At 47.2% G+C, this 10,866-nt stretch carries 11 protein-coding genes and 3 pseudogenes; 13 read left to right on the top strand and 1 reads right to left on the bottom strand.

Annotated features, from left to right (window positions below):
- Positions 1-243: hypothetical protein (locus A5N84_RS11055; protein ID WP_233119763.1), on the top strand; the 243-nt coding region annotated here is incomplete at its 5' end.
- Positions 244-310: 67 nt separating this feature from the next.
- On the opposite strand, the gene csx16 is transcribed toward A5N84_RS11055, so the two are convergent.
- A complete protein-coding gene (gene csx16 / locus A5N84_RS00060) occupies positions 311-616 on the bottom strand; it encodes a CRISPR-associated protein Csx16 (protein WP_072280789.1) in 306 nt (101 codons plus the stop codon).
- A 309-nt stretch (positions 617-925) separates the two neighbouring features.
- Between csx16 and A5N84_RS00055 the strand changes: the two genes are divergently transcribed.
- From A5N84_RS00055 to A5N84_RS12265, 12 genes and pseudogenes are all read left to right on the top strand, one after another.
- A complete protein-coding gene (locus A5N84_RS00055) occupies positions 926-2,191 on the top strand; it encodes a glutamate-5-semialdehyde dehydrogenase (protein WP_072280788.1) in 1,266 nt (421 codons plus the stop codon).
- Between the two features lie 122 nt (positions 2,192-2,313).
- Positions 2,314-2,652 carry a ribosome silencing factor gene (gene rsfS / locus A5N84_RS00050; RefSeq protein WP_072280787.1) on the top strand — a complete coding sequence of 113 codons (339 nt, stop codon included), beginning with the start codon at positions 2,314-2,316 and terminating at the stop codon, positions 2,650-2,652.
- Between the two features lie 166 nt (positions 2,653-2,818).
- Complete coding sequence (locus tag A5N84_RS00045; RefSeq protein WP_072280786.1) at positions 2,819-3,526, top strand: N-acetylmannosamine-6-phosphate 2-epimerase; 708 nt, start codon at positions 2,819-2,821, stop codon at positions 3,524-3,526.
- Between the two features lie 10 nt (positions 3,527-3,536).
- Positions 3,537-4,450 (top strand): annotated as a pseudogene (locus A5N84_RS00040) (N-acetylneuraminate lyase).
- Between the two features lie 35 nt (positions 4,451-4,485).
- Positions 4,486-5,461 (top strand): annotated as a pseudogene (locus A5N84_RS13125) (sialic acid TRAP transporter substrate-binding protein SiaP).
- Positions 5,462-5,551: 90 nt separating this feature from the next.
- A pseudogene (locus tag A5N84_RS00030) lies at positions 5,552-7,417 on the top strand (TRAP transporter large permease).
- A 17-nt stretch (positions 7,418-7,434) separates the two neighbouring features.
- Positions 7,435-7,896 (top strand): YhcH/YjgK/YiaL family protein, encoded by a 462-nt coding sequence (locus tag A5N84_RS00025; protein WP_072280785.1) that lies wholly within the window; start codon positions 7,435-7,437, stop codon positions 7,894-7,896.
- A gap of 9 nt (positions 7,897-7,905) precedes the next feature.
- On the top strand, positions 7,906-8,730 hold the full coding sequence (locus tag A5N84_RS00020; RefSeq protein ID WP_072280784.1) for a MurR/RpiR family transcriptional regulator: 825 nt from the start codon (positions 7,906-7,908) through the stop codon (positions 8,728-8,730).
- Positions 8,727-9,545 carry an ROK family protein gene (locus A5N84_RS00015; protein ID WP_078055483.1) on the top strand — a complete coding sequence of 273 codons (819 nt, stop codon included), beginning with the start codon at positions 8,727-8,729 and terminating at the stop codon, positions 9,543-9,545. The genes A5N84_RS00020 and A5N84_RS00015 overlap by 4 nt, the downstream gene beginning before the upstream one ends.
- 218 nt (positions 9,546-9,763) lie before the next feature.
- A complete protein-coding gene (locus A5N84_RS00010) occupies positions 9,764-9,982 on the top strand; it encodes a hypothetical protein (protein WP_072280783.1) in 219 nt (72 codons plus the stop codon).
- Positions 9,960-10,346: a PTS sugar transporter subunit IIA gene (locus tag A5N84_RS00005; protein ID WP_072280782.1), complete on the top strand. Its 387-nt coding sequence runs from the start codon at positions 9,960-9,962 to the stop codon at positions 10,344-10,346. The genes A5N84_RS00010 and A5N84_RS00005 overlap by 23 nt, the downstream gene beginning before the upstream one ends.
- A gap of 3 nt (positions 10,347-10,349) precedes the next feature.
- Positions 10,350-10,481, top strand: coding sequence for a hypothetical protein (locus A5N84_RS12265; RefSeq protein ID WP_269844214.1), 132 nt, complete (start codon positions 10,350-10,352; stop codon positions 10,479-10,481).
- The last annotated feature ends 385 nt before the right edge of the window (positions 10,482-10,866 follow it).

Raw genomic sequence — 10,866 nt, 5'->3', positions numbered from 1 at the left:
GACCTCAACCCTCCAACCTCAAACTCTCCCACCCCCCCAGCCTCGCAAACTTGCGGAATTGGCGGAATGGCGGAATTGAACACATCACCGCATACCGCAAGCGCTGAGCTTGCAAGACCTAAAACCCTCCAACTCTCCCAGCGCCTCCAGCCTCGCGAACTTGCGGATTTGCGAACTTGCGAACTTGCGAACTTGCGAACTTGCGAACTTGCGAACTTGCGACTTTTACAACCTTTGCGCTAGGTTTTACTGGTTTGCCAAATGCCTTAGCAATCAAGGGCGCACTTCGTAAGGATAGGCGTAAATTGCCTTATGTTGGCTCACTTAGCCGTTGGACTTTATAAGGCTCTAGTTTGGCAGATAGATTGCTCAGTTGCTCGGCGCTAAGCTCTTTTCCTCGTAAATGCTCGGGAATATAAAGGCTTAAATGCAGATAATGGACGCCCAAATCATTTAAATCAGCAACAATATTTATTGGCAGAGAACCAATTACCGTATCCCCTGCTTTTAACTGGCTGTAGTCATTTAAATGGGTGAGGTGTTCATCATAGGCATAACGGCTTTGCTCCATCCATTCTACAGCGCCAGAATGGCGACTAATAAGATAAGTGGTCATTGTTTACTCTTATTAAGATAAAAATTAAGCGCATAGTGTAATCAAAACATACACACCTTAGAAATTGACAAGCTTATGCTTTTCCCCTTTTACTTTCATTCTATAGTCGGAGAAGTGAAAAAGTAGTACAAGGCGGCGAGCCGCAGACAGTACAGATAGTACGGCAAGGCGAGCCAACGCCGTAATACTTTTTCAATTCTTCGACTATATCTATACTCAACGCCAAGACAAAAGAAGTAAAATGCGTTCGTTTGCGCTCAATTTCAACGTAAAATAGCCCCTTTTTAACCCAACCATCTGAGAACCGCCATGACTCAATCTACCGCGCAATCTTATCTACAAACCCTAGGACAACAAGCCCAACACGCCAAACGTCAACTCGCCAAGGCAAGCGGATGGGATAAACAACAAACTTTGCTGGCGATGGCAGAAGCGCTATTGGACTCTCAGAGCGACTTATTACACGCCAACCAACAAGACCTCGACCACGCGCACAGCACAAACCTTGACAGCGCACTCTTAGACCGTCTCCAGCTCACGCCAGCACGTCTACGCACCATGGCTGATGGCATTCGCCAAATCGCCGCCCTACCTGAAATCATTGGCGAAATTAAAAACCTGCGCACCAATGCCAAAGGATTACAAATTGGGCGCATGCGCGTTCCGCTTGGCGTGATAGGCATGATTTATGAATCGCGCCCCAATGTCACCGCTGATGCGGCAGCGCTTTGCCTAAAATCAAGCAATGCCGTTATTTTGCGCGGGGGGAGCGAAGCCCAACACAGCAATCAAGCCATCATCCATATTCTCCAACAAGTTCTAAGCGCCAGCCCACTGCCCACCCACGCCATTCAAATGATTGAACACGCAGACCGTGCATACGTGCGCGCCATGCTCGCGCTCTCTGAATATATCGACGTTATCATTCCGCGCGGCGGTAAAGGGTTGGTCAGTCTTGTTGCCGAACATGCCCGCATGCCTGTTATTAAGCATTTAGATGGCATTTGCCATCTTTATATCGACCAACACGCCGACCCCGACAAAGCCCTACGCATTGCAGATAACGGCAAAACCTATCGCTACGGCATTTGTGGGGCAACTGAAACCCTACTCATTCACCAACACCAAGCCCCCATACTCTTGCCCAAACTTGCGCATATCTATCAACAAAAAGGCGTCGAACTGCGCGGTTGTGCGCGCACCCAAGCCATTCTCCCCCATATCATTGCCGCCCAACCCAGCGACTGGCAAACCGAATATCTCGCACCTATTTTATCCATCAAAATCGTCGACACCCTCGACCAAGCGCTTGACCACATCGCGCAATATAGCTCCAACCATACCGATGCCATCGCCACAGAACACCTCGCCACCGCACAACGTTTTTTGCGCGAAGTCGATTCTGCCTCTGTGATGGTCAACACCCCCACCTGCTTTGCTGATGGCTACGAATACGGATTGGGCGCCGAAATTGGCATTAGCACTGATAAAATCCACTGGCGCGGCCCAGTTGGCATTGAAGGACTAAGCGCAGAGAAATTCATCGTTTTAAGTGATGGCGTGTGTCGCAGTTAGTTTATCGCTGTGCAAACGTCGTGCTCAAAATTAGCGTTTCACAGCAAAACACGACACCTCCCGCAAACGCTTAAATCCTGTTACCATTGCGCCCTATTTAATTAATAACTCATAAGGACACTATGACCAGCGACCAACTCAAAACCCTCGTACAAAACAGCTTAGAAGACCTCAAAGCCGTTGACCTACAAATCATCAGCCTAGCTGGCAAAGCAGATTTTGCCGATTATATGGTCATTGCCAGCGGAACCTCCGACCGCCACCTCCACGCCATGGCAGATAAAGTAATTGAAGACTGCAAAGCGCAAAACTACCCCCCGCTTGGACGCGAAGGCGAAGACAGTCGCGATTGGGTACTGGTTGATTTAGGCGATATCATCGTCCATCTCATGCGCCCTGAAACACGCCAACTTTACGCGCTGGATAAACTTTGGTCACTGCCGCCAAAGCGCGATAACTAATTAGCCTATTTAAAAATATCCCCCCACTCTCCCATGCCAAGCATGGGATTTTTTTGCTCAACTCACGCAAAAAAGAAAATAGATTTCATAAAATAAATTTTTATTGAAATAACATTCATCTCATGATACTTTATAAACCTACTAATACAGCTTAAGGAAAGCAAACATGCACACTGCCCTCATCCAGCGCCTCAAAGGTCAACTCATTGTTTCTTGCCAAGCGCTTGCTGATGAGCCTTTGCATTCCTCTTTTATCATGGCACGCATGGCTGTTGCCGCAAAACAAGGCGGCGCGGCAGGAATTCGGGCTAACAGCGCGCAAGATATCGCCGCAATTAAAGAAAACATCGACCTTCCTATCATCGGCATCATCAAACGCGATTACCCTGATAGTGAAGTATTTATTACCGCCACTTTGCAAGAAGTGGATGAGCTCATGCAAGTTAACCCAGAAATCATTGCCATTGATGCACGCAATGCCCCGCGTCCAAATGGGCAAACACTAAAGGCGCTTTACAAGCAAATCCGCCACAAATATCCCAATCTTGCCCTGATGGCAGACTGCGCCACCCTAGAAGAAATGCAATACGCTGACCAACTCGGTTTTGATTTTATCGGCACCACGCTGGTTGGCTACACCACAGCCAGCCAAGGCGCACGCATAGAAAAGGATGATTTTGCACTCATCCGCCAAGCGCTAAACTGCATTAACAGTCCCATTATTGCTGAAGGCAATATCAACACGCCAGAGAAAGTCGCGCGTGTTCTCGCCCACGGTGTGCATAGCGTCGTCGTTGGTTCAGCCATCACCCGCCCCCAATGGATTACCGAACAATTTGTCCGCGCCACGCATGCGCCCAACCCCTCACATTAGGAGCAATATTATGATTTCAAACAACAAACCCAATCAAGACCTCAAAGGACTCATCTCCGCCCTGCTTGTCCCCTACACCGCCAAAGGCGAAGTCAACGAACAAGGCTTAGACAAATCATCCGCCATAATATCGACACCATGCGCATAGACGGGCTATACGTAGGCGGCTCAACAGGGGAGAACTTCATCTTAGATGGTAAAACCAAACGCCAAATCTTTCATATCGCTAAAGACGAAACCCAAAACGACGTAACCCTTATTGCCCAAATCGGCAGCAATGACCTTTATGAATCTATAGAACTCGCCCAATATGCCACTGATTTAGGCTATAACGCGCTTTCAGCGGTTACCCCCTACTACTACAAATTCTCTTTTGCTGAAATCAAACAATATTATTTCGACCTCATGGAAAGCGTAGAAAATCGCATGATTGTTTATGCTATTCCCTTTTTAACAGGCGTTAACATTGGTCTTGAACAATTTGGTGAACTCTTCGCCCATCCCAAAATTGTAGGCGTTAAATTTACCGCAGCTGATTTTTATCTCCTTGAGCGCCTACGCCACGCCTACCCCGACCATCTCATCTGGTCAGGCTTTGATGAAATGCTCCTCCCTGCCTGCCTTTATAACGTTGATGGCGCAATAGGCTCAACCTACAACGTTAACGCTCCTAGAGCACGCCAAATCATAGACTCTATCCGCCAAGGCAATCTCGCCCAAGCCCTAGAAGCGCAAAAACAAAGCAATGATTTAATCAGCGCCATTTTAGACAATGGTTTGTATAGCACCCTAAAACAACTGCTTGTGCTGTCAGGTTGTGATAGCGGAGAATTTTTATGCCGCAAGCCCATGGCATCCGCCACCCCTGAGCAAATCGCAAAAAGCCAAGAAATCTATCAACGCTACCTACAAAATCAATCTTAATTCACCTAAACTTAACTCACCTAAAGGAGAACACTATGAACTTCAAAACTCTAACCCTAGCCAGCCTCTGCGCCCTAGCCAGCAACTTTAGCTTAGCCGCTAACTACCATTTTAAAATGGGACTTGTTGCAGGGAACACCTCCAACGAATACAAAGCCGCTGAACAATTTGCCAACGAAATCAAAGAAAAATCCAACGGACAAATTGAAATCACCCTCTACCCCAATGCCCAATTAGGCGACGACCGCTCGATGATTGCCCAACTAAGCGAAGGTGCGCTTGATTTTACCTTTGCTGAAACCGCACGTTTTCAATTGTATTATCCCAACGCCGAAGTATTCGCACTACCTTATATCATTAAGGATTTTGCCCACGCAAAACGCGCTTTAAACGATACCCAATTTGGACAAACTCTAAAACAAAAAATCCACGACGAACAAAACATCACCATCTTGCACAAGCCTATAACGCACACGCCAGACCACCGCCAACCGTCCAATTCATAGCATAGACGACGTCAAAGGACTTAAATTGCGCGTTCCCAATGCCGCAACCAATCTTGCTTTTGCCAAATACATTGGCGCATCCCCCACTCCGATGGCTTTCTCAGAAGTTTATCTCGCTTTACAAACCAACGCTGTTGATGGACAAGAAAACCCTCTCCCAACCATTGAAGCGCAAAAATTTTACGAAGTACAAAACAACCTCGCCCTAACCAACCATATCTTAAACGATGCACTCTATTTGGTTAGCAACATTACCCTAAGCGAATTGCCTGATGACCTCCAGCAAATCGTGCGCCAAGCAGCGGATAATGCAGCAACCTACCAAACCCAACTCTTTAGCGAAGGCGAAACCAAATTAATCGATTTCTTCAAAGAAAAAGGGCTCAATGTAACCCAACCAGCCATTGAACCTTTCAAACAAGCCATGCAACCCTACTACGACGAATTTATGCAAAAAACAGGTGAAGAAGGCAAACAAGCCATTGAAGAATTACAAGCGATTTAACCCTCTAAAGCGCATGCAGGATTGATTATCTTCAATCCTGCACCTTATCTATTATAAAAATAACGCCTAAAATCACTAAGGAGCATCCCCATGCACAAATCCATCCATAAATTCTTCAATCATTTTGAATCATGGCTTGGCGGTAGCTTATTTTTAATCATGTTAGGGATTTTAGGCGCACAAATTCTTGCAAGATACTTTTATCCCTTAGCGTGGAGCGAAGAACTCGCCCGCCTGATTTTTGTCTATGTTGCCATGCTCGGCATCAGCATGGGCATTCGCACTCAGCAACATGTTTTTATTGATTTCATCTATCAGCGACTATCCAAAGCGCTGGCTAAAAATATCTTTAGCGCTATTCAATTTCTGATATTTATCAGCTTAATTTTATTTCTACATTTTGGCATTGTCCTAGTACAAAAAGCTGCCAAAGTGTCCAACGACCAAATCGTTACCCTAGGCATTGCTAACACTTGGCTCTATCTCGCCCTCCCTTTAGGCACAGTATTAATGCTTATCCGCTTTATACAAACCCAACATCATAACCACCAACACCAACATACCCATTTTCCCGCATGGTTTTATCTTGCCCTATTGGCTCTCATCAGCCTATTATGGTGGTTTAGTCCTCAAGTTTTCCAAACTCTCCGCCTAAGTCAATACCTGCAATTTGGCAGCGCCAGCGTCTATATTGCGCTTGCTGTTTGGTTAGTGATTATGTTTTTTGGCGTGCCTGTTGGGTGGTCATTATTTATTGCCACCTTATTATTTTTTTCTATGACCCGTTGGAGCGTTGCGAGCTTTGCGGCGGCCAAATTAGTCGATAGCCTCAATAGCTTTAGTCTACTGAGTGTGCCATTTTTCATCCTCACAGGGCTATTAATGAACAGCTCAGGCATCACCACCCGTATCTTTAATTTTGCCAAATCCATGTTTGGGCACTACACAGGCGGCATGGGACACGTCAACATCTCTGCCAGCTTAATTTTTTCAGGCATGTCAGGCTCAGCTCTCGCCGATGCTGGCGGACTTGGACAAATGGAAATTAAAGCCATGCGTGAGGCAGGTTATGAAGATGATTTATGCGGTGGCATTACCGCCGCCTCCTGCATTATTGGTCCTCTAGTGCCGCCTAGTATTGCCATGATTATTTATGGCGTGATTGCCAATCAGTCCATTGCCAAATTATTCTTAGCTGGTTTTATTCCTGGCATTCTTCTCACCCTAACTCTTATGGCAATGAACTACTATCTCAGCAAAAACGCCAGTATCCCAACGCCCCCAAGCCACTCCCGCCCAGCGCCTATATGCTTTTAAACAAGCCTTTTGGGCATTGCTCACCCCTATTTTTATTATTGGGGGCATCTTCTCTGGCGCCTTTACGCCCACAGAAGCCGCTGTATTTGCCACTCTTTATTCCATCTTCCTAGGCTTATTTATTTATAAAGAACTCGATTTCAAAGGTCTTTTTAATAATTGCGTTGAAGCCATGGCCATTACAGGCGTAACCGTCCTTATGGTGATGACCGTAACCTTCTTTGGCGATATGATTGCCCGCGAACAAGTCGCCATAAACATTGCTCAAGGCTTTATGAGCGTTGCGCATTCCCCCCTAAGCGTGCTCGTGATGATTAACGTGCTACTGCTTTTTTTAGGCATGTTCATCGACGCCCTCGCGTTGCAATTTCTCGTTCTCCCCATGCTTATCCCCATCGCACAGCATTTTAATATCGACCTCATCTTCTTTGGCGTTATGACCACCCTAAACATGATGATTGGCATCCTCACCCCACCCATGGGCATGGCCTTATTTGTCGTCTCACGTGTTGGCAATATTCCCGTTAGCACCGTAACCAAAGGCACAATCCCCTTTATCATCCCTATTTTTTCGTATTAGTATTACTGATTTTATTTCCACAAATTGTAACCTTCATCCCTAATCTCATCATGGGATAACCCCAAGGAACCCACAAATGGAACTCATCGATATTCGCACCCCACCCCCAATTTTAAGCCCCAGCGCCCAGCGCGTTCTTGCGTATCTACAAACCCACAACCTCCATGCCCTCCCCGATGGTAGCCACCCCATCGACGGCGAAGATTTTTTCGTTAACCTTTTCACCTTCACAAGCCAACCCCCAGAGAATCGCATTTGGGAAGCCCACCGCCAATATATCGACGTTCACCACATCTTAAGCGGCAGCGAAACCATCCATCATCGCTTTATCCAAGACAGCGCACAAGAAGACTACCACCCAGAAACCGACTACCTCGCCATCGCCGCCCAACCGCCGCACAGCCAATTTAGCCTAAGCGCGCACTACCTCGCCATTTTCTACCCAGAAGATGCCCACCAAACAGGCATCAGCACCGCGCAAACGCCCAGCCAAACCATCCGCAAAGCCGTCTTTAAAATCCGTTATCCCTCTGCCTAAACCCACAGCATGATAACCACACAACGCAACATCCACCCCCTCATTGAAGCCCATCTCAACCATCTCACCGCTAGTGAGCGCAAAATTGCTGATTATTTTCTCCACCACTGCCAGCACCACCACAACCTCAATGCCAGCAGCATTGCCAAACGCCTCAACACCTCCGAAGCAACCCTCACCCGCTTTGCCAAAAAATGCGGATTTAGCGGCTATCGCACCTTTGCCTACGCCTATCAAGCACCCAACAAATCACAACCCAACGACCAACACATTGCCCCCGTCCTCGCCAGCTATCAAGAACTGCTAAACAAAACCCATGCCATTATTGACCTGCCTCAAATCCGACGCATCACCGCCCTCATGAACCAACAAAAACGCGTCTATATCTACGGCAAAGGCAGCTCTGGCATGGTTGCCCAAGAAATGAAACTACGCTTTATGCGCGTTGGGCTAATTTGTGAAGCCATCGTTGAAGACGACCTCATCCGCATCAACGAAGTCATGCTCGACAGCGACTGTCTTGTTATTGGCATCAGCATCAGCGGACAAAGCAAAATCATCACAAACGCCCTGCAAGCAGCGAAACAAAACAACGCCAAAACCATCCTATTTACCGCCAACAAACGCCCAGAATTTCAACGCTACTGCGACGAAATTCAACTCTTCGCCATGAAAAATCAACTGGATAACGGGCGCCACATCTCCCCCCAATTTCCTGCCTTAATCGTCCTAGACATCGTCTACGCCGAATTTATGCAACACCACCCCAAACAACGCGACGCCATCTGGCAACGCACCTATCAAGCCCTACAACAATCCAAGGAACCCTCATGATACTCACCATCGACATCGGCGGCAGCGCCATCAAATCCGCCCTCTACCACCCAAACGGCACACATCATCAAAGCCTCCCCAACCAAAAAAGCGCCGTCAGCGCCCACGATAATCAACTCCTCAAGCAAATCACCGCCCATATTCTTAACATTCAAACCCAACACCCCATTCAAGGCATCGCCATCGCCAGCGCTGGCATCGTCAATCCCAAAACAGGGCATATTGTCTACGCAGGCCCCACCATCCCAAATTACAGCAACACCCCCTTAGCCCAGCATATCCAAGACCACTGCCAACTCCCTTGTAGTGTAGAAAACGACGTCAACGCCGCTGCCCTAGGAGAACACTGGCTAGGCGCTGCACAAGGCAGTGATAGCGTCCTCTGTCTAACCATTGGCACAGGCGTAGGTGGCGCGCTCATTCTCAATAACCAACTCTGGCGCGGTCATCAATTTAGCGCAGGGGAAATTGGCTACCTCCCACTAAGTGCCAGCCACACCCTACAACAAAAAGCCTCTACCACCGCCCTCCTACAGCACTACCACACCCTGAGCAACGACTCCATAGACGGCAAAACCTTTTTTGCTCGCTATCAACAAAACGACCCCCACGCCCACAGCGTCTTTACCAGCTTTATTGACCACCTCACCACAGGACTATTGCCCCTCATCTACCTAATCAATCCACATACCCTACTCATTGGCGGAGGCATCAGCGCCCAATTCAACCTTTTAGAACCTGCGCTCACGCAAAGCCTAAGCCAGTGCATTCAAGACCCCCGTTTCTCCCCAAGCGCCTCACCTGCGCCCAACTAGGCAACAGCGCTGGCATGCTCGGCGCCCTGCGACATTTTTTAAACCAATATCCCCAATTTATTCAATCCTAAGCCCATAAAAGATAATCCCCTCAAAGACTAGCCTTTATCTTTGTTTGCACTTTGCATTCAAATAAACAACCTGCTTTAATAGGAAAAATTGCAAACCTATATTAAAATCCATCTTTTCTCATCTTATCGACTGCACAAGGAGCCATCATGAACTGGCTAAAAAAACTCTTCTCTACAAAATCAGAGAACCCCTCTTCTCAATCTGCAAAATCCATCCAAGACCTTGCCGACCAATCCCGCGAAACCCTCACCCCACCCATCACCCTATCCCCTTGGAAAATGCCCATAGAAGGCAGCCAATTCCCGCTGGCGCTTCTCCCTGATATCGTTTTTGGCAAAGCTGATGGGCGTTGGCTTTGCCATTGAGCCACGCAACAAAAAACAAACCCACACCCTCAAAAGCCCCATTAACGGCAAAGTACTCAACATCTTTCCTGGTGGGCACGCCATCAGTTTAATGGATGAGAACGGTGTAGAACTGCTCATTCACATCGGACTAGATAGCGCCAAACTCAAAGGCGAGGGGCTAAACCTGCATATTACAGAAAATGACCTCCTCAAAGTTGGCAGTCCACTTGTTGACGTTAATTTTGCTCATCTTGAAAAACACCTCCCCTGTAGCGCCATCATTATTGTTTTTCCTGACATTGAAAACGCCAACATGCACCTTGAAGAACACACGCTCACATGGAAACGTTTCTCCGTCGCGCACAATGAAAAACACGACTAAAGCATGAATCCCCTTCGCGCACTAATCCTCCTCTTTTCTCCCTTTGCTACAAGCAAAATAATTGTTGTAACCACCTACGCTAAAGCAACAAACATCTTCACACTCCCCCAACTCATGCCCCCACGCCGTCTATAAAAAAAGCCTAGCATCGCTAGGCTTTTAAACTAACCGCTACACGCTATTAAGGGCGAGCAAACACCTCAACGCGCCGATTAGGCTGTAAGCAATCTACTAAAGCTTGATAATCCCCCTTAGGTTGGCAATCCAGCTTAACAGGGCTTTGCTCTTAACACTAAATAAGCAAGAACCATGCCAAACACAAGAACAACCATCAAGAACAATCTATTAACAATTTGACCCTCCTAGAGACCACACATTTAAAACAGAAAAAGCGCAAAATATGCACGATTTGTCAAAAAAATGGCATATTTTTCCCTTTTAACAATAAAGACTTGACCATTTTTGTCATCTCAAAAGGAGAAACTAACAAAAAATATCACTCACCCCACACCCCACACCC

The organism is Rappaport israeli, from assembly GCF_001888055.1.
Lineage (GTDB): Bacteria > Pseudomonadota > Gammaproteobacteria > Cardiobacteriales > Cardiobacteriaceae > Rappaport > Rappaport israeli.
Note: the sequence above shows the minus strand (reverse complement) of the source record. Positions and strands in the feature narration are given on the sequence as shown.